The sequence below is a fragment of the Sphaerisporangium sp. NPDC004334 genome (genome assembly GCF_053602655.1).
On record NZ_JBSGDZ010000030.1, the window covers coordinates 12,421 to 32,543 of the forward strand.

Here is a 20,123-nt window from a genome sequence, read left to right on the forward strand (position 1 = left end):
AGGAAAGCGACGCCGGTCCGGAACTCGTCAGCGTCCCAGAACCCCCCGGCCGGCGGTTCACCCGTCCGCACTCCGTCCCGGACCAAGAACGCACCTCGCACCGAGAACGCGTCTCGAACCGAGCACGCGTCCCGGACCGGGAGCACGCCCCGGACCGCAAGCACACCCCGCGCCGGCAACGCGCCCCGAGCCGGAAGCGCGTCCCGGACTTGGAACGCGCCCCGGCCCGGAAGCGCACCTCAGGCCTGGAACGCACCCAGGACCTGGAACGCGTCCCGGGTCTGGACGCTCGTGGCCGCGTTCGTGCTCGGGGCGCTTCTGTCCGGCGGCCTGGTCTTCGCGGTGACCGGGCCGGACTCCACCGAGCGGATGGCCGACCAGCTGCGGACCCAGGCCGCCCTCCGCGACAAGACGCAGATCAAGGACCTCACCGCGCTGGCGCGCACCACCCGCGACCGGCTCGCGCCCGTGCTGGAGGGACTGGCCCTGGCCATGCCCGACGGCGACGCCGCCGCCGGCCCCGCCGCGGTGACCTCCGCGGACGTCGACAAGTGGCGCGAGGCGGCCACCGCGGCCGTCGCGAGCTTCGCCGACCCGCCCTCGGGCGAGACCGCGACCAACGTGGCCAGGTCGAGTCTCGCCTCCGCCGTCCGGCAGCTCGCCACCACCGTCGACGCCTACGCCGCGGCGCGCGACCTGCGCGGACCGTCCGCCGCGAGCGCGCTGGAACGGGCCGCGCGGCAACGCTCCGACGCGCTGTTCACCTGGTCGGTCGGAGCCACCGCACTGGACGCCGTGAACGTCGAGGCCGGCTACGGACACCAGCACGTCTTCCTGCAGGCACCACCCGGCGACGGGGCGCTCACCCCCGACACCGAACCCGAGGGGCACCACCCGTGAACATGACACTCAGATACGCCATGACCGTCCTGCTGTCCGGACTCGCGCTGCTGCTCGGCGCATCGGCGGCCTCCGCCCACGGCGGGCCGATCAAGCTGGAGGTGGTCGGTGACGGCGCCCACAACATCAACGTCCTGGTGACCTACAAAGAGGACAACCACCCCGTCACGGAGACCGTCACCGCGACACTGCTCGCCACCTCCACCGACGGCCGCTCCTTCGGCCCGATCCCCCTCAGATCCTCATCCGAGGGCCAGAACCTCTACCACGCCGCCGAGCCGCTGCCGAGCGGCGAGTGGAAGGTCACGGTGACCGCCACCGACCCCGGCAAGGCACACAAGACGGTCAAGGTGACCGCCCAGGACCCCACCGCCCCCGCCGAGCAGGCGGCCGCCTCCCCCGCACCGCTGAACAACGCGGCGCCGAAGGCCCCCGCCCTGGACAACGCCGCGGCGGCCAACTCGGAGTCCGGCGACGACAGCCCCCTCGGCACCCTGCTCCTCATCGGCGCCCTCACCCTCGCCGCCGCCACCGCCGCCGTCCTCTACCTCCGCCGCACCCGCTCCCACCCCTGACCCGCGCCACGGCCGAGTCCGGCGAGCCCCACGAGCCCGGCGCCACGGCCCCGGCACCCCATCCTGGACGGGTGCCGGGGAGATCGCGGCGGAAGGCACGCCCGAGCGTGCTCCTGGGCGTCACTGACCGGTGGCAGGCCAGAATTGCAGGAGGAAGGACTCCGCCTCGTAGTCCTCGGCGTCCAGTTCGTATTCCGCGATCTCGTCATCGGTCAGGCGCCGCACACGGACATGGGCTCTGACGTACCAGACTTGACCGCTTGCGCCCAGGTCGATCGTTACGGGCGATGTCCCGCCTTCGATGTCGGTCAGGTTGATCCGGCCCGAGGTCAACAGAACCTGGTCGCTCACGTACGTGTCCCACGCTTCTGCCGACGACGATGGTGGACTGCCGTTCCACGTCTCGAATGCGAAGCCGGCAGTGTGCAGTCCGAGCGGGTCCTCACTCGCGGCGGTTCTGATGACCATGACATTGGGTGTGGTCTCGAACCAGTCGCCGCCGAGCTCCCACGGCTGTTCGCTGTCATCGGTGAGGCCATCCTGGTCGGCCAGAATGAAGTGGCCGTACAGAGGCTTGAACAAGTCGGTCGCCGACGACATCAACACAGCCACGGACACGTCCTTCCCGCTGTTCCAGGGCATTCGAGCCCGGCGCGGTCGAGAACAATACCTGCCGGATCGTTCATTCGGCTGTCAGATCCTTGGTGGCCCGGCGCTGGAGATGTGAGAGTTGACTCTCAGGATATGTGAGAGGACACTCTCACGTATGGAGACTGGGAATCGTCTGGGTGATATCGAGATCACTGATCCGCAGGCGATGCGGGCGTTGGCGCATCCGGTGCGGCTGGCGATCCTTGAGCGGCTGCAGCGGTACGGGGCGGCGACGGCGACGGAGCTGTCGCCGTACGTGGGAGCGACGCCGTCGGTGACGAGCTGGCATCTGCGGCACCTGGCCGGCTTCGGGCTGGTCCGCGATGCCGAGCCCGGCCCTGATCGCCGCCAGCGGCGATGGGAGGCGGTGGCGCGCGGCTTCCGGTTCGAGATGCCGGAGGATCCCGACGATGCGGAGGGCAGGGCGGCCGCGCGGGTTCTGTCCCGGGAGATGTTCCTGCGCTCGGCGGACCTGGCGAGCCGGTGGGCCGCCGAGGTCGAGCCCGAACTCGAACCGGAGTGGCTGAGGCTCGCGGGTCTGGCCAACACCCGCGTCGTCGTCTCCCCTGACGAACTCGCCGCCATCGAGGACGCGATCGAGCGGGTTCTCGCGCCCTACGTGACGCGTGAGCAGGCCGCGCGTCCGGCCGACGGCCGTGGCGTCCGGCTGCTGCGCTACGTCCTGCCGGAGGTGGCGAGGAGCAGACCAGCGGGCCGTCATGAGCGCCGTTGACCAGGCCGTAGCCGTATCGCTGTGGCGTGATCGGCGGTTCCGCCGTTTCTGGGCCGGCCAGTCGGTCTCGCAGTTCGGCGACCGGATCACCGAGTTGGCCCTGCCGCTGATCGCCGTGGGGGCGCTGCAGGCCTCGGCCGATCAGGTGGCGTGGCTGACCGCGCTCATCTGGACCCCCAACCTGCTCGCGATCGTCCTCGGCGCCTGGGTCGACCACCGCGCCGACAAGCGGCGCCTGATGGTTCTCGCCGACCTGGTGCGCGCGGCCGTGCTGCTCTCCCTCCCGGCCGCCTACCTCCTGGGAGCGGTGACGCTGGTCCAGTTGTACGCCGTGGCCCTGCTGACGGGCGCGGCCGGAGTGCTGTTCAACACCGCCTATCCGCCCTTCTTCGCCCACCTGGTGGCCAGGTCGTCCTACGTCGACGCGAACAGCAAGCTCAGTGCCGGCCGGTCCGCGTCGTACGTCGCCGGACCGGCGATCGGCGGCGCTCTGGTCCAGGCGTTGACCGCTCCCCTCGCCGTCGTCGTCGACGCGCTGACATTCCTGGCGTCAGCGGTCCTGATCGGCCGGGTCTCGATCGGCGAACCGCCGGCCGCTCATGACCACGCGGCGCCCTCGCTTCTGCGGCGTGCCAGGGAGGGACTGGTGTTCGTCGTCCGCCACCCCGTGCTGCGGGCGGGCCTCGGGTGCGCCGCGACCGTCAACTTCTTCACCTTCGTCGCGGGCAGCGGGCTGCTCGTGCTGTACGCCAGCCGGAACCTCGGACTGACCGCCGGAGTCATCGGCATGGCGTTCGGGATCGGCGCCACCGGCTCGCTCCTCGGCGCGATGATCGCCCCCAGGATCTCGCGACGAATCGGCGTGGGCCGCAGCATCGTCGTCGGCGCCGTGTTGTTCCCGGCGCCGATCGCCATCGCCGCCGCTGCGGACGGCCCCCTCTGGGCTCGCGCCGGAGCCCTGGCCCTGGCCGAATTCCTCTCCGGCGTCGGCGTCATGCTCTTCGACGTCAACCTCAACTCCCTGCAGGCGAACGTGATCCCCGACGGCATGCGCAGCCGGGTAGCCGGCGCGTTCAGCACGATCAATTACGGCTCACGTCCGGTGGGCGCCGTCCTGGGCGGCCTCCTCGCCACCCTCATCGGCCTGCGGGGAACCCTCTTCATCGCCGCCGTCGGCGGGGCACTGTCGCTGCTCTGGCTACTCCCCTCGCCGATCCCCCGCATCCGCTCCCTGACCCCGGACCGTCAGATGGCTGAGGACAGCGGTACCGACATGCGATCATCGCCTCGCTGACCTAGACCGATGCCCTCGATCACGAACAAGGGACCCGGCGGCCCGTATGGGGTCGAGCCACCGGGGGTCAGGGCCAGGTGGTGTCGGCGTGTTCGGGGGGTGGTTTGGGGCAGGCGACGCCCAGGCGGTCCAGGAGGGTGAGGAACGTCGAGGCGTACGGCGAGGTGGAGGCGGCGACGGCGACCCGGTCCCAGTCGACCTGCTCCCTGAGCGCGCGCACCTGCGGCAGGATCGAGCCGTAGTCGCAGCTGTGCTCCGACATGGGCAGGATCCATGAGATCACCAGGTCGGTGGCGTCCAGCACCGGCAGGTTCAGCGCCGCGACGTTGATCATGGTCGACCGGGCGATCATCTCGGCGGTGATCGGGCGCTCTTCGATGCGGAAGATGAGGTCGACGAGCCGGTCGCCCTCGTCGAACGCCTTGACCAGCCAGTCCTCCGGGGGCTTCGCGGTGCGGAAGCCGACCCCTTTGAGCATCTCCAGCGCGCGCGGCACGTCCTCCTCGACCAGGACGAAGTCGACGTCGTGCAACGACGGCGCCGCTCCGCGCGCGTACGCCGCGCAGCCTCCGGCGAGGGCGAACCGCACCCCGTCGGCTTTGAGAACCGACCCGGCGCGCTTCAACGTGTCGATGATCGCGTCGGTGACCTCATGCGTGTGACTTCCCAAGGCTCACCCCCATACGAGCGATGGCTGGAGATCTTCCGTACCCGTCTCGCCCCTCGCCAAACGCTGGGCATGGTCACCGCGGCCGGGGGTAGGCGGCGACCTATGGCGAACAATCTGACCAAGACGCTGCGTAAGGAGGAACGGGCCTACGGGAACGGCGCAGACCGGCCGCTCGGCTCCTACCTGCGCGTCCTTGGCGTATACGGCGGCGCGGTGGCGGGCCTGGTGGCCTTGGGAAGGGCGACGGGCGTACGGCCGCCTGAGCGGATCGCCGTTCTCGACCTGCTGCTGATGGGTGTGAGCACGCATCGGCTCTCCCGAACGATCACCAAGGACCCGGTCACGAGCCCGCTCCGGGCACCTTTCACACGGTACGCCGGACTCAGTGGACCCGCCGAACTGAGGGAGGAGGTCCGCGGCCACGGCGTCAGGCACGCCGTCGGCGAGCTGGTGACCTGCCCCTTCTGCATCGCGCAGTGGATCGCGACCGGCTACGCCGCGGGCATGGTCTGGGCGCCGCGCTTCACCCGCCTGGCCGGGGCGACCATGACCGCCGTCGCGATCTCCGACTGGCTCCAGCTCGCGTACTCGCGGCTGATGCAGGCGGCGGAGAACCCCGGCGGGCGGGGCGGGAACGACGGGGACGGCGAGCAGAAATAAGAAGGACAGAAATTAGAAGAAGAGGAGGAGTGATGACGGAGATCCCCTTCGGCACGTCGCTGAAGGTGTTCCAGGACAACCCGTACGGCAGATGGTTCGGCTACGCGCTGATCGCCTTGGCGGCCTCCACCCTTCTCACAGTGGTGGCGAGCGCGGCCGGCGTCATGTGGCTGACGATCATGATGGGGCTGCTGGCCTACGCCTCGCTCGGGGCCGCCCTGCTCTATGGGCGGCGGGCTGCGCGGGCGCACCGCCGCGAAGGGTACAGGGCACGCCGATGACCTTGGGTGAGGTGACCGGGCACGACCCCACCGGGCAGGAGTCGGACGAGACCCACAAGGAACGGGTGGACCGCGAGCTCGGCGAGCTGCTGCAGGGGCTGCGGGTGGCGGCCACGGGCGTGCAGGTGCTGTTCGCCTTCCTGCTGACCCTTCCCTTCTCCGCGGGCTTCGGCAAGGTGGACGAGGCGGGCCGCTGGCTGTTCTACGTGGCGATGCTCAGTGCCGCGATGGCGTCGGTCTGCTTCATCGCCCCGGCGACGCAGCACCGCATCCTGTTCCGCAGCACGCTGAAGGAGATGATGCTGCACCGGGCCAACCGGCTCGGCGTGGTGGGCGGCATCGCGCTGGCCCTGTCCATGACCTGCTCGACCGGGCTGGTCGTGGAGGCGTTCCTCGGCGTGCTGCCCGCGGCGCTGCTGGCGGGCGGGGTGGCGGGGCTGAGCGCCTGGCTGTGGTTCGTGCAGCCGCTGGTGTCCCTCGCCAGAAGGCGTGAGAGCCGCGCGTCCGCCGTCCGGCCGGGGACCTCATGATCGGCGGCTCGGAGGTGGCCGGCGCGCCGGGCCCGGTCGGTGCACCGCGTGCGACCGGCGGAGAGACGGTGCCGGCGGAATCGGCTCGGCACCTGGGGCGGCGTCTTGACCAAGCCTTGAGAGAAGTTGATCCGCTAACACGTTAATAGGGCATTTGTCAGGGCAGTGGGATGCCCATGGGTACACTTCTCTGGCTCATCGCCGTCGTTCTGGTCATCGCCGGGATCTACGTCATCCTGGCCCGTCGCGATCTCCTCTGGGGGATCGTCCTCATCGTCGTCGGGTTGCTCGTCGGCCCGGGTGGCGTAAGCATCTTTCATCCTTAGGCACGCCCCGCACATCGCGGGGCGTGTGAGACGCGGAAACGGCGGACCGGTCATCCGGTCCGCCGTTCCCCGTTGCCCATTGCCCGTCCTCGTTCCTCGTTCCCCGTTCACGTCGATCCTCGCCGTTCCACGTCGTGCCCGCCGTCTCGGGATCTCCCCGTCCGGGCCCGCCGGGGGCGGTGGGTCGCGCCGCCCCCGGGGCGCGGCGGTCAGCGCTCGGGGTCCTCGCCGCCCAGGCCGTACACCGCGTACGCCCGGCGCAGCACCGGGAGCGCCACGTTGCGGACGCGGACGCCGCCCGGGGTGAGGCCCTTCTCCACGCCGGAGTGGGCGTGCCCGTGGATGAACAGGTCGGCCCCTTCGGCGTCGACCGCCTCGGCGAGCAGGTAGCTGCCGAGGAAGGGATAGATCTCCAGCGGCTCGCCCGCGAGGGTGTCCTTGACCGGGGAGTAGTGGCTGAGCACGACCCGGTGATCGGTGTCCAGGCTCTTGAGCGCCTTGTGCCAGAGCTCGGAGATCTCTCTGGTGTGCCGGACGAACGCCTTCATCTGCGGCTCGCCGAACTCGCTCGCGCACTTGCCGGCGAACCCTCCGCCGAAGCCCTTGCCGCCCACCACCCCGAGCCGCAGGTCGCCGCACTCGATGATCGTGGACTCGTCCTGGAGCACCTGGATGCCGGCGTCGCGCAACAACGCCACGATCTCGTCCTCGGCGTCGGACTGGTAGTCGTGGTTGCCCAGGACGGTGACGACCGGAATCGGCAGGTCGCGGAACTCCTCGGCCACGACCCTGCCCTCCTCCGGCGTGCCGTGCCGGGTCAGGTCACCCGCGAGCATCAGGACGTCGGCGTGTTCCTCGATGCCGTCGAGCCTTCTTCGGTAGTGCCCGCGCAGATCCTCGCCGAGGTGGACGTCCCCGACGGCCGCGACTCTGATCTTCACAGGGTCTCCTCTTCTCCCGGCCCTCTGATCTCGACCACCGTGACCTCGTTGTGGACCGTCAGGCCCGGCGCGGTGTCTCCTGCCACCGCGGCCACGAGCCGGCGCCGTTCGTCGCACTCCACCTGGCCGCGCAGGAAGAGCTGGTCGCCTCTGATGAGCACACGGATCCCCAGCTCGTAGGTGCGCTCATCCTCCGCCAGCGCCCGTTGCACACGGGCGGCCAGGTAGTGCGGAGCGTCGTAGTGCGGAGCGTCGTGATGCGGGACGACGTGATGCGGGGCCTCGTAAGACATCGTCTACCCCCCTTGGATCGGCCAATCAGGATTCGCATGCCCGCCGTTCAGGCCGCGAAACCGGGGAGGTTTGGTCCTCTGCTTTCAGGATAGAAGGGTGCCCTAACAGCAAGAGCGGGAGAACTCAAGCCTCCGGACGCCAAGCCCGCCTTCCGGACAACGGAACATCGCCGACGCGGAACGCACGAAGGCTCGGCCGGCGATCGATCGTGACAACCGTGCACCCTGCCCCCGTGCACCTCAGTGATCGGGCGCCGCTCCGGCGGCGCCGCGGACGTTCCTGTTCGCGCCCTTGCCGGACGGCGCTCGCCGAGCGAGGTCACCGATGCGGATCCGCCCATCCCCGGTCGCCCGGGCATTCTCGACCCGGCGATCTCGCCGTGGCGCGTCCGCCGGACTTGGAGGAGACACGGTGAAGATCGCCATGGTGTCCGAACACGCCAGCCCTCTGGCCTCGGCCGGCGGCGCCGACTCGGGGGGACAGAATGTCCACGTCGCGGCGCTCGCCCGCGGCCTGGCCGCACAGGGCCACGAGGTGACGGTGTACACCCGCAGGGAAAGCGCGCACATCCCCGAGCAGGTCGAGCTGGCCGAGGGGGTGAGCGTCGTCCACGTGCCCGCCGGGCCGCCCCGGTGCGTCTCCAAGGACGACATCCTGCCCTGCATCCCCGACTTCGGGCACTGGCTGCGGCAGCGCTGGACCTTCCAGCCCCCCGACGTGGTGCACGCGCACTACTGGATGAGCGGCCTGGCGGCCCTGGCCGCGACCCGCGGCCTCGGCGTCCCCGTCGTCCAGACCTTCCACGCACTCGGTGTCGTCAAGCAGCGGCACCAGGGGGCCGAGGACACCAGCCCGCGCGAGCGCCCGCAGGCCGAGGGCCTGGTCGCCCGCCGGGTGGACCGGATCATCGCCACCTGCCTCGACGAAGTGCAGGAGCTGACGCGGATGAACGCGCCGCCGCCGTCGATCCGGACGGTGCCCTGCGGCGTCGACACCGCGATCTTCCGCCCGGACGGGCCCGTCGTGCCACGCCCCCGCCGGCCCCGGTTGCTGTCCATCGGACGGCTCGTGCCGCGCAAGGGCGTCGGCACGCTGATCGAGGCGATGCGGATGATCCCGGACGCGGAGCTGATCGTGGCCGGAGGCCCGTCCGCGGGCCGGCTGGACGACGACCCCGAGGTGCGGCGCCTTCGCCGCGCCGCGTCCGAGGCGGGGGTGGCCGGGCGGGTCCGGTTCGTGGGCGGCGTCTCCCACGACGAGGTCCCCGCGCTCATGCGCTCGGCCGACGTGGCCGTCTGCGTGCCGTGGTACGAGCCGTTCGGCATGGTCGCTTTGGAGGCCATGGCGTGCGGGGTGCCCGTGGTCGCCTCCGCGGTCGGCGGGCAGCGGGAGACGGTGGCCCACGGCCGGACCGGCCTGCTGGTGCCGCCGCGCGACCCGCGAACGCTGGCCGTGGCCGTCAACACCCTGCTGGCCGACCCGCGGTTGCGGGCGGCGTACGGCAGGGCGAGCGCCGAGCGGGCCCGCGCGCTCTACGGCTGGGAGCGGGTCTGCGCGCGGACGCGTTCGGTCTACGAGGAGGTCGTCGCGGGCGGGGTGGGCGCGTCCGGCGAGAGGAAGGCGTCATGACCTCTTCGCCGGTGATCCCCGGGGTGCCGGGACCATGAGCATCGCCCTGGTGTTGCGCGCGCTCGGCGTCGGCGGGCTGCTGACCGCCGTGCCGGCCCTGCGCGCGCTGCGCCAGGGAGGGTTGAACGTGGTGCTCGCCGCGCCCGGCGAACTGCGCGACCTGGCCGTGCTGACCGGCGCCGTCGAGGGGTTCGTCCCCGTGCGCGGGCTGGAGGGGCTGACGTGGAGCGCCCGCCGGCCCGACGTCGCGGTCAACATGCACGGGCCCGGGCCGCGCAGCACCCGGCTGCTGATGGACCTGCGGCCCCGGCGGCTGTGGGGGTTCGCCGACCCCGCCTTCCCCCGGCTGAAGGGTCCCGGCTGGGAGGACGGCGAGCACGAGGTCGAGCGGTGGTGCAGGCTCGTGCGCTGGTACGGCTCGCGCGTGGACCCCGGTGACCTGGCGCTCCCCGTGCCGCTGGTGGCCAATCCGGCGCCGGGTTCGGTCGTGGTCCACCCGGGGGCGCGGGACGTGGCGCGGCGCTGGCCGCCGGAGCGGTTCGCGGAGGTCGCGAGGGCCCTGACCGCCGAGGGGATGCGGGTCGTGGTCACCGGCACGCGGCGGGAGCGCCCGCTGGCCCTACTGGTGGCGGCGCAGGCGGGGCTGGCCCCGCACCGCGTGCTCGCCGGGCGCACGTCCCTGCGCGAACAGTGCGCGCTGGTCGCGGGCGCGCGCCTGGTGGTGAGCACGCACACCGGGACGGCGCACCTCGCGACCGCGTACGGCGTGCCGTCGGTGACCGTCTTCGGCCCGGACTCCCCCGCCCGCTGGGGGCCGCCGGCGGACCGTCCGTTCCATCGGGCGCTCGCGGGGGGCGGCGACACCGGGGCGGTGACCGTGGAGGACGTCCTGTCGGCCGCCCGCAGAGTGCTGTCGGTCGCGTGCCACTGACCGGGGCGGGAGGTTTGGAGCGACCGCTCGACGGTAGCTGGACGGAGTCGGCACGACGGCGGTGGGAGGGGATGCGGATGCGCCGGTCGGCTCCGCCGCCACCTGGCAGGAGCGCACATGACGTCGGATTTGTCGGGTATGGGAAATGTTCACCGGAAAGGGGTGCCCACGATGAGTGAAACACCGGAACAGCGATCGGAGACGGGCAAGCCGATGGTGACCGCGACACCTCGCGATGTCATCCACATCCGCCTGGCCTCGTTCGCGATCTTCCTCGCGCTGGCCCTCGGCGCGCTCGCGCTGGTGGCCAAGGCGACCATCGTGGCCGTCGTCCTCGGCGTGATCGCCGTGATCGCCGTCGTGGACATCATCTTCGCCGTACGGCGCCAGCGCCGCCTCGGCCTCGGACCGCGCTCCACCGGATGAGAGGACCAGACGTGCTGAAGGACAAGGTCGTCGTGGTGACCGGCGCCAGCGGCGGCGTCGGCCGCGCGGTGGTGCGGATGCTCGGCGAGAAGGGCGCGAAGATCGCCCTCATCGCGCGCGGCGAGACCGGCCTCGCGAACGCCGCCGTCGAGGCCGGCGCCGAAGGCGGCACCGCCAAGGTCTACCCGGCCGACATGGCCGACCACGAGCAGGTCGAGGCCGTCGCCGACGAGATCGAGAAGGACCTCGGCCCCATCGACGTGTGGATCAACGTGGCCTTCTCCTCGGTGTTCGCGCCGTTCACCGAGGTCGAGCCGGCCGAGTACGAGCGCACCACGGCGGTGACCTACCTCGGGTACGTGTGGGGCACCCGCGCCGCGCTGCGCCGGATGCGCCCGCGCAACCAGGGCACCATCGTCCAGGTCGGCTCCGCCCTGGCCTACCGCGGCATTCCCCTGCAGGCCGCCTACTGCGGCGCCAAGCACGCCATCAAGGGGTTCACCGAGTCGGTCCGCACCGAGCTGTTCAACGAGGGCAGCGACGTCCAGATCACCATGGTCCAGCTGCCGGCGGTCAACACGCCGCAGTTCGACTGGGTGCTCTCGCGGCTGCGCCGCCACCCGCAGCCCGTCCCGCCGATCTTCCAGCCGGAGGTCGCCGCCCAAGCCGTCGTGTTCGCGGCCGAGCACCCCGCCCGGCGCGAGTACTGGGTGGGCGGCAGCACCGCGGCCACCATCATCGGCGAGCGGATCGCCCCCGGCCTGATCGACCGCTACCTCGGCAGGACGGGCGTCAAGTCGCAGCAGACCGACGACAAGCGGCCGACCGGCGTCGCCAACCTGTGGGAACCCGCCGACGACGACCGCGACTTCGGCGCCCATGGCAGCTTCGACGGGCGCTCGAAGGACCACAGCGTCCAGGTGTGGCTCTCCCAGCACCGCGCCCTGGTCCTGACCGCCCTGGCCACCGCCGCCGCCGCGACCGCCGCCGGACTCGCCACCCGCCGCTGACCCGGCCCTGACCCGACCCCGAAGGCCGGCCCCGCAGGGCCGGCCTTTCTCATGCGCCCTTTCCCTGCGGATCCCACGAAGCTTTCCCCGGCAGATCCCACGAAAAAGCGCCGGGCCCTGTGGGGCGCCGGCGCTTCTTTCGGTCGGAGTGAGGGAACCGCTGTGCGGCCGAGGCGTCAGTCGCCGGGCCATTCGCCGGTGGCGTTCTGGACGCCTTCGGCGGTGGCGCGGTCGATCGCGGCCTTGACCAGGCCGAAGATCGCTCCCTGGATGGCCGCGGCGACCAGGACCTCGCTCCAGCCGTACTGCTTGGAGGTCGCCTGGGGAGCGTCGTCCTTGCCGGCCACCAGCTTCCAGACCTGCTTGAAGATCAAGCTGGACACGAAGCCGCCGGCCATGCCGGACAGCGCTCCCACGGACCTGTAGGCGAGCTTCTTCACGGTTACTTCTTCCTCCGCAGGATCCTCCACAGGAGCAGGGCGCCGGCCGCCACGGCCGCGGTCACCCACGGCCGGTTCTTCGCCTGGGTGACCACCTTGTCGGCGGCGTCCTTGACCTCGTCGGGCATGGTGGAGCGCGCCCTGTCGGCCAGTTCCCCGGCCTTGCCGGCCAGGTCGCTGTTCTTGGCCCTGGCGGCCAGTTCGCCGGCCTTGTCCCCCGCCTTCACCGCGAACTCGCCGGCCTTGTCCCCCGCTCGGGCGGCCAGGTCGCCGGCCTTGTCGCCGGCCTTGGCCGCCAGGTCCCCGGCCTTGTCCCCCGCCTTGGCCGCCAGGTCCCCCGCCACGTCGCCGGCTTTGGAAGCCAGCACGCCGGCCTTGTCGCCGGCCTTGACCGCGAGGTCGCCCGCGTTCTTCTTCACATCGACCAGCGCGTCGTGCGCGCGGCCCGTGGTGTCCGCCATCGTGTCCTCCTTTGCCGTGGACCCCCTGCTACCCGTCGGAAAGGGGCTCTAACGTGGGATCCCTTCACCGGCAGGTGGACGCTGGCGCACCGGTCAGCGCGCCTTGGCGGTGGCCCGGCGGTTGGCCTTCTTGATGGCTTCGACCAGCTGCTCCTTGTCCATCTTGGAGCGGCCCGGGATGCCGAGACGCGCGGCGACCTCGGCGAGGTGCTTCTTGCTGGCGTTCGCGTCGACGCCTTCGGCCGTCTTGCCCTGCTCGGGGGTGCTCCGAGCGGCCTGCGCGTCGGAGGGACCCTTCTTGCTCTTGGGCTCCCAGTGGTCGCCGACCTTCTCGAACGAGTGCTTCAGGGCGGAGAAGGCGGTGCGGTGCGCCCGCTCGCCCTCACCGTAGGTCTCGACGGCCGAGTCGTGGGCCTTGATCCAGGTCTCCTGCGCCTTCTTCGGCGAGCGCTCGATCGTGGACGGAAGTTCCTGCTTTCCCGGCATGGCGTGTGCCTCCCTGTGACTGGACGGAGTGACTCGACGGCCCCGCTCGCTGGGACGACGGTTGACGTTCCCGGCGGCGCGGTGCTCGCGCGTGCCGGGTCGCGAACTTTGCGCAACCCGGCACACTCCTGGAGCAGGCCATGACATTTCGTGACACGTCCGTACTGGACGGCACTGCCGCGGCCTCCGCCGCCGTCCCGGCGGCCACGTCCGAGGTCAGATCATGGGGTCGTCGTAGCGCCGCTCCTCGTACACCTGGGTGCGCGTGCTGTCGACCGGGGTCACGGGGTTGACCGGCACCGTGCTGACGGGGGTCGTCCGGGTCACGGCGGTGCGGCGCACGTTCGTCAGACGCCAGATGCCGAACAGCAGTCCGGCGATGCCTCCGAGCATCAGGATCACACCGACGACGTTGATGTCGACGCCCGCGAGGTCGAACTCGACGGCCCATGTGAGAATGGCGCCGAGCATGATCAGGAAGATGCTTCCGGCTATGGTCATGGAAAAGCCTCCTTCGCTCCTCGCCCCCCCTTCTTTCCCGCACACGAATCTCAAACGTCGAACCCGCCTCAAGCTCGGAGAACTCCGCCAGGAGCCGGTGCGCACGAAGGCCCGCGCGGGTGTCAGGGGCGGACGGCGCCCATCAGGCGGCCGCGCCAGTAGGAGTCCAGCGCCACCACCTTCACCACGTCACCGGTGTGCGGGGCGTGCACCATCTTGCCGTCGCCCGCGTAGATGCCCATGTGTCCCAGGCCGTTGCTGAACAGCAGGTCGCCGGCCTGCAGGTCGTTCAGCGAGACCCGGCGGCGGGCCCCCCACGCCCACTGCTGGTAGGTGGTGCGCGGCAGCCTCACCCCCGCCTTGGCCCACGACGCCTGGGCGAAACCGGAGCAGTCGTACGCGCCCGGCCCCGTCGCCCCCCAGCGATACGGCTTGCCCACCTGAGCGAAGGCGAACTGCAGCGCCACCCTGGCATTGCCCGACGCCGGGCCGTCGTAGCGGATGCCCCGGCTTTGGGGGTCGCCCGCGTTGAACTGGTTGAGCCGCCGCAGCAGCCTCTCCTGCTCGCCGACGAGCTTCTCGACCTTCTTCTTCTCCTTGCCCACCTCGGCGAGGGTCCGGGCCATGTCGTCGTAGGCGGTCTTGGCCTTGCCGCGCCTGGCCCGCAGCCCGCGCGTGGCGACGTCGAACTCCCGCAGCGTGCGCGCCTGCCCCTCCGACACCTGGTTGGCCACGGCGAGCGCGGACAGCAGCCCCGACGGGTCGTCCTGGCTGATGATGCCGGACACGCTGGTCATCTCCCCGTACTGGTACAGGTTCGAGGCCGCCGACACGACGCTCCGGCGCAGGTCCTCGACCTTGCCCCGCTCGCGGCCCAGCTCACCGTCGAGCTGCCGGTACTTCTTCCTGGCGGCCTTGTAGCGCTCGTTGACGGTGTTGTAGCGCTCGACCATCGCGTCCGCCTGGTCCTGCAACTTCGTCAGGCGCGCCTTCGCCTGGGCGATGGTGGGGCGCGGCTCGGCGACGGCGCTTCCCTGAGACGTGAGCAGCACGGCGGCGGCCAGCGCGGCCGCCGCCGGGACCAGCCCCTTGCGGATGCTGCGCACCGGCACGGAGACCCCTTCCCGATCGACCCGCGCCGTGCCCGGGGCCGCCACGGCACGCGGAAGCCAGGGCACGGCGATTCGCGCCAGGAGGTACGCGGGACCCGCCCCACCGGTTCACACCAATTGGGATCCGCGAGCGCGGGCGTCAGGTCTGGGCGGCCTCGCGCACCTTGCCGCCGTCCACCCGCAGGTGGCGCGTGGTGTGCACGGCCTTCAGCATCCGCCGGTCGTGGGTGACCAGCAGCAGCGTGCCCGGGTAGGAGTCCAGCGCGGACTCGAGCTGCTCGATGGCCGGCAGGTCGAGGTGGTTGGTCGGCTCGTCCAGCACCAGCAGGTTCACCCCGCGCGCCTGGAGCAGGGCGAGCGCCGCCCGGGTGCGCTCGCCGGGCGACAGGGTGGCCGCCGGCCGCAGCACGTGCGCGGCCCTCAGCCCGAACTTCGCCAGCAGCGTCCGCGCGTCGGCCGGCGCCATGTCCGGCACGGCGGCGCCGAAGGCCGACATGAGCGGCTCGTCCCCGAAGAACATGCCGCGCGCCTGGTCGACCTCGCCGACCACCACGCCGGGGCCGAGAGCGGTGTGCCCCTCGTCGAGCGGCACCCGGCCGAGCAGGGCCGCGAGCAGCGTCGTCTTGCCCGCGCCGTTGGCCCCGGTGATCGCCACGCGCTCGGCCCAGCCGACCTCCAGGTCGACCGGCCCGAGGGCGAACGCGCCGCGCCTGACCACGGCGCCGCGCAGGGTGGCGACGACCGCGCCGGCCCGGGGCGCGACGGCGATCTCCATGCGCAGCTCCCACTCCTTGCGGGGCTCCTCGACGACCTCCAGCCGCTCGATCATGCGCTCGGTCTGGCGGGCCTTGGCGGCCTGCTTCTCGGTCGCCTCGCTGCGGAACTTGCGGCCGATCTTGTCGTTGTCGGGCGCCTTGCGGCGGGCGTTCTTGACGCCCTTCTCCATCCACGCCCGCTGCGTCAGCGCCCTGGACTGCAGCGCCGCCCGCGTGTCGGCGAACTCCTCGTACTCGGCGCGTGCGTGCCGGCGGTCGACCTCCCGCTCGGCGAGGTAGGCCTCGTACCCGCCGCCGTAGACGTGCACCTGCTGCTGGGGAAGGTCGAGCTCGACGACCTTGGTCACCGTCCTGGCGAGGAACTCGCGGTCGTGGCTGACCACCACGGTGCCCGCGCGCAGCCCGTTGACGAAGCGCTCGAGCCGGTCGAGGCCGTCGAGGTCGAGGTCGTTGGTCGGCTCGTCGAGCAGGAAGACGTCGTACCGGCTGAGCAGCAGGGACGCCATGCCCGCGCGGGCGGCCTGGCCGCCGGACAGCGAGGTCATCGGCTGGTCGAGCCGCACGGCCAGGCCGAGCTCGGCGGCGACCTCCTCCGCGCGCTCGGTCAGGTCGGCGCCGCCGAGAGCGAGCCAGCGTTCCAGGCCGGCCGAGTAGGCGTCGTCCGCGCCGGGACGGCCCTCCACCAGGCCCTCGGTGGCCGCGTCGAGGTCGCGCTGCGCGGCGTCGACGCCCGTGCGGCGGGCGAGGAACGCCGCGACGGTCTCCCCCGGCCTGCGCTCGGGCTCCTGCGGCAGGTAGCCGACCACCGCGGAGGGCGGGCTGAGCTGCACCGACCCCTGCTCGGGGGCGGTGATGCCGGCGAGGATGCGCAGCAGCGTCGACTTGCCGGCGCCGTTCACCCCGACCAGGCCGATCACGTCCTCGGGGGCGACGACCAGGTTCAGCCCGGAGAACAGGGCCCGTTCGCCGTGCCCGGCGGCGAGATCCTTGGCGACGATGGTGGCGCTCATGCCCAAACGCTATCCGGCCCGGACCACACCGTCGCACAACCCGCCCGCCACCCCGCACGGCGGTTCCGCGGCGACGGCCCGGCCGCCCCCTCCCCCTTGCCCACCCCTACCCGCCATGGGAAGGCGGGTGCGCCGCCCGTCGCGGCATGACCGGTCAGGGAGATCCCGGCTACGATCGCCGTGTGATGATCGGAGGCGCGGACGGCGGCAACCTGATGGCGATAAGCGACCTGCATGTCGCCTACGCCGAGAACCGCGAGATCGTCGAACGCCTGCGGCCGCAGTCCGACGACGACTGGCTCGTCATCGCCGGCGACGTGGGCGAGTTCGTCGCCGACATCGAATGGGCGCTCACCGTGCTGGCGCGGCGCTTCGCCACCGTCATCTGGACGCCGGGCAACCACGAGCTCTGGACGCCGAAGGACGACCCCGTGCAGTTGCGCGGCGAGGCGCGGTACCGCCACCTGGTCGGCATCTGCCGCCGCCTCGGCGTGCTCACCCCGGAGGACCCGTACGCCGTGTGGACGGGCCCCGGTGGCCCGGTGACCATCGTGCCGTTGTTCCTGCTGTACGACTACACCTTCCGCGCGCCCGGCACCACCAAGGAGGAGGCGCTGGCGGGGGCGTACCAGGCGGGGGTGGTGTGCACCGACGAGTTCATGCTCCACCCCGACCCGTATCCGAGCCGCGACGCCTGGTGCCGGGCCCGGCTGCGCGAGACCGAGCGGCGCCTGCTGTCACGGGACCCGTCGATCCCGACCGTCCTGGTCAACCATTTCCCGCTGGTGCGCGAGCCCACCGACGTCCTGCGGCACCCCGAGTTCGCGCAGTGGTGCGGCACGGTCGAGACCGCCGACTGGCACCTGCGCTACAACGCCGCGACGGTGATCTACGGGCACCTGCACATCCCGCGCACGACCTGGTACGACGGCGTGCGCTTCCAGGAGGTCTCCCTGGGCTACCCGCGCGAGCGCCACATGTACAACGTCCCCGGGATGGACTCCCTCCGCCACGTCTTCCCCGACCTGTCCCACGCCTGAGCCCCGGTCCCACCTCTGGGTTTCCGCCGCCGGTGCGCGGATTCTGTCGGACCTGGCTGCGATGATGCGAGTGTCGCGCGCGACGTTCCCATCCGCCGCTCTGCCGAGAGGTGTGCTTCTCATGCCCGGACAGGTTCCTCCCATCGCGGACGAGCGCGAGGGGCTGCTCGCCTTCCTCGCCCAGCACAGGTACGTGCTGCGCCTCGCCGCCCACGGCCTCACCGAGGAGCAGGCGCGGGCCACCCCGTCGGCCTCCTCCCTCAGCGTCGGCGGCCTGATCAAGCACGCCGCCACCGTCGAGCGCGGCTGGGTCGCCATGGTGCTCCAACGGCCGGGCGGCGACTCCGAGGAGGAGTACGACGCCAACTTCCGCCTGGCGCCCGGCGAGACGCTGGCGGAGGTCCTCGACCTGTACGACCAGGTGGCCAAGGAGACCGAGGCCGCCATCGCCGGCATTCCCGATCTCGGGCAGGCCGTCCCGGTGCCCAAGGGGGTGCCGTGGTTCCCCGACGACGTCGAGGCATGGTCGGTCCGCTGGGTCCTGCTCCACCTGATCACCGAGACGGCACGGCACGCGGGCCACGCCGACATCGTGCGCGAGTCGATCGACGGGGCCGCCGCGTTCCCGCTCATGGCCGCCGCCGAGGGCTGGCCCGCCACTCCCTGGCTCCAGCCCTGGAAACCCCCTACCGACCACGCCTAGCGGACCTGGTCGCACACCCGGCACGCCGGCACGTCGCGCCGGCTCCCGGCCTTGCGCCGTCACCGCTCGCTCTGGCCCCCGGCCTGATGCCCGGCTTGGTGCCCCGCGTCCGGGTGACCCGGCCGGGGGTTCCCCTGCTCGTCCCGGAGTCCACCAAGGGCGGGCAACTTCCGGTTTATGGTTGTTCGTCGTATTCCTACGCCGGGTAGGACCTTGGGACGGAGAAGGCGTTACGGAGCACGCGCCAGCGGGAGGAGGGATGCCCGATGTTGACCGTCGGCCTGCTGGTGCGCGTCCATGCGCGGCCGGGCAAAGAGGCGGAGATCGAGAGCTTCCTGCGCGAGAGCCTCGGCCGCATCGAGGACGACTCCGACCCGCCGACGTGGTTCGCGCTGCGCATCAACTGCGCGACGTACGGCATCTTCAACGCCTTCACCGAGGACACCGGGCGGCAGGCGCACCTGAGCGGCAAGGTGGCGGCGACCCTGATGGAAAGGGCGGACGAGCTCTTCGTCCGGCCGCCGACCGTCGAACGGGTCGACGTCCTCGCCGCCAAACTGCCGACCTGACCGCCGAAGTGCCGCTCCGGCTCAGGGGTGTGCCGCTACCGGGTAGGCGGGGTGGTTCCGGGTTGGAGGCGCTCGGCCAGCCAGGTCAGTGACAGCGTGTAGCGGTAGTCGATGCCGCCGTGGCCGGCGTCGAACAGCTCGAAGCGGATGATCTCCTCCGAGACGCCGTGGGCGAGCAGCGCCTCCCGGAACGCCTGCGCGCCGATGTCGAGCTTGAACTCGTCCCTGGTCCCCGCGTCGATCCACACCGCGCGCATCGAGCGCATGGCCTCGGCGTACTTCGGGACCATGCGCACGGGGTCCCAGTCGAGCCAGCGCTGCCAGACCTGCGGCCGCAGCACCCCGGTGCGCGGGTCGAACGGCAGCTCGGGTGTGCCGTCCTCGGCGGCCGAGAACGCCGACGAGCAGCCGAGGACGCCGAGCAGCGTGCCGTCCGCCGGGTCGGTGAAGGCGGTGCGGCCGAGGAAGGCGTCGAACCATCTCCCGATGTCGCCGTCGTAGGCCCGCAGGTGACGCACGGCGTCCGCGAACTCGGGCAGGTAGCAGAACTCGTAGAGGGTGTCGCCCGCGTGGGTGGCGAAGGCGCCGAACAGGTCGGGGCGCAGCATCGGGGTGATCATCGCGCCGAAGCCGCCGCTGGACTTGCCCGTGATCGCACGATGGTCGCGGCCGGCGAGGGTGCGGTAGTGCGCGTCCACCCACGGCACGATCTCGTCGCAGAGGTAGGAGTGGTAACGGCCGGTGCCCGGCGAGTCGACGAACTGGCTGCCCCCATAACCGGTCCAGGCGTCCACGTAGACCACGATCACCGGCGGGGCCTGCTCCATGGCGAACACATGGTCGGCCGCCTCGGGGAACGGCAGCCGGAACGGCGTGCGGTTGCGCCACATGGCCACGTGACCGGTGTAGCCCTGGATGACGTACACGGTGGGGTAGCGCCGCTCCGGCTCGTCGTCGTAGCCCGGCGGCACGTAGACCCACAGGGGTCGCTGGTGGGGGTCCTTCAGTGGGTTCCCGCGCAACAGCTCGCTGTCGAACACGTGCTCGTCGAGCCGTCCCGCAAGGTCAGCCTGCCAGGGCAACATCGGCATCCTCCTTAGGCCCTCACATGCGTATCACGAACCTCCCTGGCGCGCCTCTCCAGTCATCACCGAGCCCTTCGTTGACATATCAG

Annotated in this window: 26 protein-coding genes; 15 read left to right on the plus strand and 11 right to left on the minus strand. The window is 71.6% G+C overall.

Going from position 1 to position 20,123, the window contains the following annotated elements; genetic code table 11:
* Positions 1–291 precede the first annotated feature (291 nt).
* Both ACWEN6_RS32265 and ACWEN6_RS32270 read left to right on the plus strand, forming a co-directional pair.
* The gene (locus ACWEN6_RS32265; RefSeq protein ID WP_452575533.1) at positions 292–900 is read left to right on the plus strand and encodes a hypothetical protein; all 609 of its coding nucleotides are present in this window, start codon (positions 292–294) and stop codon (positions 898–900) included.
* A complete protein-coding gene (locus tag ACWEN6_RS32270) occupies positions 897–1,475 on the plus strand; it encodes a hypothetical protein (RefSeq protein WP_452575535.1) in 579 nt (192 codons plus the stop codon). The genes ACWEN6_RS32265 and ACWEN6_RS32270 overlap by 4 nt, the downstream gene beginning before the upstream one ends.
* A 120-nt stretch (positions 1,476–1,595) precedes the next feature.
* On the opposite strand, the gene ACWEN6_RS32275 is transcribed toward ACWEN6_RS32270, so the two are convergent.
* Positions 1,596–2,087, minus strand: a complete 492-nt coding sequence (locus ACWEN6_RS32275) for a hypothetical protein (RefSeq protein WP_452575537.1) — start codon at positions 2,085–2,087, stop codon at positions 1,596–1,598.
* Positions 2,088–2,241: 154 nt separating this feature from the next.
* Between ACWEN6_RS32275 and ACWEN6_RS32280 the strand changes: the two genes are divergently transcribed.
* Together ACWEN6_RS32280 and ACWEN6_RS32285 are read left to right on the plus strand one after the other, a co-directional pair.
* On the plus strand, positions 2,242–2,859 hold the full coding sequence (locus ACWEN6_RS32280) for an ArsR/SmtB family transcription factor (protein ID WP_452575539.1): 618 nt from the start codon (positions 2,242–2,244) through the stop codon (positions 2,857–2,859).
* Complete coding sequence (locus tag ACWEN6_RS32285) at positions 2,846–4,153, plus strand: MFS transporter (protein ID WP_452575541.1); 1,308 nt, start codon at positions 2,846–2,848, stop codon at positions 4,151–4,153. Before ACWEN6_RS32280 ends, ACWEN6_RS32285 begins: the two co-directional genes overlap by 14 nt.
* A 67-nt stretch (positions 4,154–4,220) precedes the next feature.
* Here ACWEN6_RS32285 and ACWEN6_RS32290 read toward each other — a convergent pair whose 3' ends face one another.
* Entirely contained in the window at positions 4,221–4,823 is a 603-nt protein-coding gene (locus ACWEN6_RS32290) for a nucleotidyltransferase family protein (RefSeq protein WP_452575543.1), read from the minus strand.
* A gap of 102 nt (positions 4,824–4,925) precedes the next feature.
* On the opposite strand from ACWEN6_RS32290, the gene ACWEN6_RS32295 reads away from it, so the two are divergent.
* The 4 genes from ACWEN6_RS32295 (at position 4,926) to ACWEN6_RS32310 (ending at position 6,620) form a co-directional block, all read left to right on the plus strand.
* Positions 4,926–5,483 carry a DUF1360 domain-containing protein gene (locus ACWEN6_RS32295; protein ID WP_452575545.1) on the plus strand — a complete coding sequence of 186 codons (558 nt, stop codon included), beginning with the start codon at positions 4,926–4,928 and terminating at the stop codon, positions 5,481–5,483.
* A 32-nt stretch (positions 5,484–5,515) separates the two neighbouring features.
* Positions 5,516–5,764 carry a hypothetical protein gene (locus ACWEN6_RS32300; protein WP_354852040.1) on the plus strand — a complete coding sequence of 83 codons (249 nt, stop codon included), beginning with the start codon at positions 5,516–5,518 and terminating at the stop codon, positions 5,762–5,764.
* Positions 5,761–6,294 (plus strand): DUF6328 family protein, encoded by a 534-nt coding sequence (locus ACWEN6_RS32305; RefSeq protein ID WP_452575547.1) that lies wholly within the window; start codon positions 5,761–5,763, stop codon positions 6,292–6,294. Before ACWEN6_RS32300 ends, ACWEN6_RS32305 begins: the two co-directional genes overlap by 4 nt.
* Before the next feature lie 176 nt (positions 6,295–6,470).
* A complete protein-coding gene (locus tag ACWEN6_RS32310) occupies positions 6,471–6,620 on the plus strand; it encodes a GPGG-motif small membrane protein (RefSeq protein ID WP_189166679.1) in 150 nt (49 codons plus the stop codon).
* A gap of 209 nt (positions 6,621–6,829) precedes the next feature.
* Here the strand turns inward: ACWEN6_RS32310 and ACWEN6_RS32315 are convergent, their stop codons facing one another.
* Positions 6,830–7,561, minus strand: a complete 732-nt coding sequence (locus tag ACWEN6_RS32315; RefSeq protein ID WP_354926242.1) for a metallophosphoesterase family protein — start codon at positions 7,559–7,561, stop codon at positions 6,830–6,832.
* Entirely contained in the window at positions 7,558–7,854 is a 297-nt protein-coding gene (locus ACWEN6_RS32320) for a BON domain-containing protein (RefSeq protein WP_354852034.1), read from the minus strand. Before ACWEN6_RS32320 ends, ACWEN6_RS32315 begins: the two co-directional genes overlap by 4 nt.
* Before the next feature lie 412 nt (positions 7,855–8,266).
* On the opposite strand from ACWEN6_RS32320, the gene ACWEN6_RS32325 reads away from it, so the two are divergent.
* The 4 genes from ACWEN6_RS32325 to ACWEN6_RS32340 all read left to right on the plus strand — a co-directional run bounded on the left by ACWEN6_RS32325 (position 8,267) and on the right by ACWEN6_RS32340 (position 11,851).
* A complete protein-coding gene (locus ACWEN6_RS32325; RefSeq protein WP_452575549.1) occupies positions 8,267–9,484 on the plus strand; it encodes a glycosyltransferase in 1,218 nt (405 codons plus the stop codon).
* A gap of 34 nt (positions 9,485–9,518) precedes the next feature.
* Positions 9,519–10,415, plus strand: coding sequence for a glycosyltransferase family 9 protein (locus tag ACWEN6_RS32330; RefSeq protein WP_452575551.1), 897 nt, complete (start codon positions 9,519–9,521; stop codon positions 10,413–10,415).
* A 171-nt stretch (positions 10,416–10,586) separates the two neighbouring features.
* Positions 10,587–10,841 (plus strand): hypothetical protein, encoded by a 255-nt coding sequence (locus tag ACWEN6_RS32335; RefSeq protein WP_452575553.1) that lies wholly within the window; start codon positions 10,587–10,589, stop codon positions 10,839–10,841.
* Positions 10,838–11,851: an SDR family oxidoreductase gene (locus ACWEN6_RS32340; RefSeq protein ID WP_452575555.1), complete on the plus strand. Its 1,014-nt coding sequence runs from the start codon at positions 10,838–10,840 to the stop codon at positions 11,849–11,851. The genes ACWEN6_RS32335 and ACWEN6_RS32340 overlap by 4 nt, the downstream gene beginning before the upstream one ends.
* A 176-nt stretch (positions 11,852–12,027) precedes the next feature.
* On the opposite strand, the gene ACWEN6_RS32345 is transcribed toward ACWEN6_RS32340, so the two are convergent.
* From ACWEN6_RS32345 to ACWEN6_RS32370, 6 genes are all read right to left on the minus strand, one after another.
* A complete protein-coding gene (locus tag ACWEN6_RS32345; protein ID WP_354852026.1) occupies positions 12,028–12,291 on the minus strand; it encodes a DUF4235 domain-containing protein in 264 nt (87 codons plus the stop codon).
* Between the two features lie 2 nt (positions 12,292–12,293).
* Entirely contained in the window at positions 12,294–12,752 is a 459-nt protein-coding gene (locus tag ACWEN6_RS32350) for a hypothetical protein (RefSeq protein WP_452575557.1), read from the minus strand.
* 93 nt (positions 12,753–12,845) lie between these two features.
* Positions 12,846–13,238: a ChaB family protein gene (locus ACWEN6_RS32355; RefSeq protein WP_452575559.1), complete on the minus strand. Its 393-nt coding sequence runs from the start codon at positions 13,236–13,238 to the stop codon at positions 12,846–12,848.
* Positions 13,239–13,454: 216 nt separating this feature from the next.
* Entirely contained in the window at positions 13,455–13,739 is a 285-nt protein-coding gene (locus ACWEN6_RS32360) for a DUF6458 family protein (RefSeq protein WP_354852021.1), read from the minus strand.
* Positions 13,740–13,861: 122 nt separating this feature from the next.
* Positions 13,862–14,851 carry an NlpC/P60 family protein gene (locus ACWEN6_RS32365; RefSeq protein ID WP_452575561.1) on the minus strand — a complete coding sequence of 330 codons (990 nt, stop codon included), beginning with the start codon at positions 14,849–14,851 and terminating at the stop codon, positions 13,862–13,864.
* A gap of 139 nt (positions 14,852–14,990) precedes the next feature.
* Positions 14,991–16,637 (minus strand): ABC-F family ATP-binding cassette domain-containing protein, encoded by a 1,647-nt coding sequence (locus ACWEN6_RS32370; protein WP_452575563.1) that lies wholly within the window; start codon positions 16,635–16,637, stop codon positions 14,991–14,993.
* A 185-nt stretch (positions 16,638–16,822) separates the two neighbouring features.
* On the opposite strand from ACWEN6_RS32370, the gene ACWEN6_RS32375 reads away from it, so the two are divergent.
* The 3 genes from ACWEN6_RS32375 to ACWEN6_RS32385 all read left to right on the plus strand — a co-directional run bounded on the left by ACWEN6_RS32375 (position 16,823) and on the right by ACWEN6_RS32385 (position 18,949).
* Positions 16,823–17,677 carry a metallophosphoesterase family protein gene (locus ACWEN6_RS32375; protein ID WP_354852063.1) on the plus strand — a complete coding sequence of 285 codons (855 nt, stop codon included), beginning with the start codon at positions 16,823–16,825 and terminating at the stop codon, positions 17,675–17,677.
* 121 nt (positions 17,678–17,798) lie between these two features.
* Positions 17,799–18,380, plus strand: a complete 582-nt coding sequence (locus tag ACWEN6_RS32380; RefSeq protein ID WP_354926225.1) for a DinB family protein — start codon at positions 17,799–17,801, stop codon at positions 18,378–18,380.
* A gap of 266 nt (positions 18,381–18,646) precedes the next feature.
* A complete protein-coding gene (locus ACWEN6_RS32385; protein ID WP_452575565.1) occupies positions 18,647–18,949 on the plus strand; it encodes a putative quinol monooxygenase in 303 nt (100 codons plus the stop codon).
* Between the two features lie 35 nt (positions 18,950–18,984).
* Here ACWEN6_RS32385 and ACWEN6_RS32390 read toward each other — a convergent pair whose 3' ends face one another.
* Entirely contained in the window at positions 18,985–20,034 is a 1,050-nt protein-coding gene (locus tag ACWEN6_RS32390; protein WP_452575567.1) for an alpha/beta hydrolase, read from the minus strand.
* Positions 20,035–20,123: the final 89 nt, after the last annotated feature.

What these genes read in the sequence shown, in the direction of transcription:
- ACWEN6_RS32280 (WP_452575539.1), top strand. Translation starts at nt 2,242, where the DNA reads ATGGAGACTGGGAATCGTCTGGGTGATATCGAGATCACTGATCCGCAG.
- ACWEN6_RS32285 (WP_452575541.1), top strand. Translation starts at nt 2,846, where the DNA reads ATGAGCGCCGTTGACCAGGCCGTAGCCGTATCGCTGTGGCGTGATCGG.
- ACWEN6_RS32295 (WP_452575545.1), top strand. Translation starts at nt 4,926, where the DNA reads ATGGCGAACAATCTGACCAAGACGCTGCGTAAGGAGGAACGGGCCTAC.
- ACWEN6_RS32300 (WP_354852040.1), top strand. Translation starts at nt 5,516, where the DNA reads ATGACGGAGATCCCCTTCGGCACGTCGCTGAAGGTGTTCCAGGACAAC.
- ACWEN6_RS32305 (WP_452575547.1), top strand. Translation starts at nt 5,761, where the DNA reads ATGACCTTGGGTGAGGTGACCGGGCACGACCCCACCGGGCAGGAGTCG.
- ACWEN6_RS32310 (WP_189166679.1), top strand. Translation starts at nt 6,471, where the DNA reads ATGGGTACACTTCTCTGGCTCATCGCCGTCGTTCTGGTCATCGCCGGG.
- ACWEN6_RS32320 (WP_354852034.1), bottom strand. Translation starts at nt 7,854, where the DNA reads ATGTCTTACGAGGCCCCGCATCACGTCGTCCCGCATCACGACGCTCCG.
- ACWEN6_RS32330 (WP_452575551.1), top strand. Translation starts at nt 9,519, where the DNA reads ATGAGCATCGCCCTGGTGTTGCGCGCGCTCGGCGTCGGCGGGCTGCTG.
- ACWEN6_RS32335 (WP_452575553.1), top strand. Translation starts at nt 10,587, where the DNA reads ATGAGTGAAACACCGGAACAGCGATCGGAGACGGGCAAGCCGATGGTG.
- ACWEN6_RS32340 (WP_452575555.1), top strand. Translation starts at nt 10,838, where the DNA reads ATGAGAGGACCAGACGTGCTGAAGGACAAGGTCGTCGTGGTGACCGGC.
- ACWEN6_RS32350 (WP_452575557.1), bottom strand. Translation starts at nt 12,752, where the DNA reads ATGGCGGACACCACGGGCCGCGCGCACGACGCGCTGGTCGATGTGAAG.
- ACWEN6_RS32355 (WP_452575559.1), bottom strand. Translation starts at nt 13,238, where the DNA reads ATGCCGGGAAAGCAGGAACTTCCGTCCACGATCGAGCGCTCGCCGAAG.
- ACWEN6_RS32360 (WP_354852021.1), bottom strand. Translation starts at nt 13,739, where the DNA reads ATGACCATAGCCGGAAGCATCTTCCTGATCATGCTCGGCGCCATTCTC.
- ACWEN6_RS32370 (WP_452575563.1), bottom strand. Translation starts at nt 16,637, where the DNA reads ATGAGCGCCACCATCGTCGCCAAGGATCTCGCCGCCGGGCACGGCGAA.
- ACWEN6_RS32375 (WP_354852063.1), top strand. Translation starts at nt 16,823, where the DNA reads ATGATCGGAGGCGCGGACGGCGGCAACCTGATGGCGATAAGCGACCTG.
- ACWEN6_RS32380 (WP_354926225.1), top strand. Translation starts at nt 17,799, where the DNA reads ATGCCCGGACAGGTTCCTCCCATCGCGGACGAGCGCGAGGGGCTGCTC.
- ACWEN6_RS32385 (WP_452575565.1), top strand. Translation starts at nt 18,647, where the DNA reads ATGTTGACCGTCGGCCTGCTGGTGCGCGTCCATGCGCGGCCGGGCAAA.
- ACWEN6_RS32390 (WP_452575567.1), bottom strand. Translation starts at nt 20,034, where the DNA reads ATGTTGCCCTGGCAGGCTGACCTTGCGGGACGGCTCGACGAGCACGTG.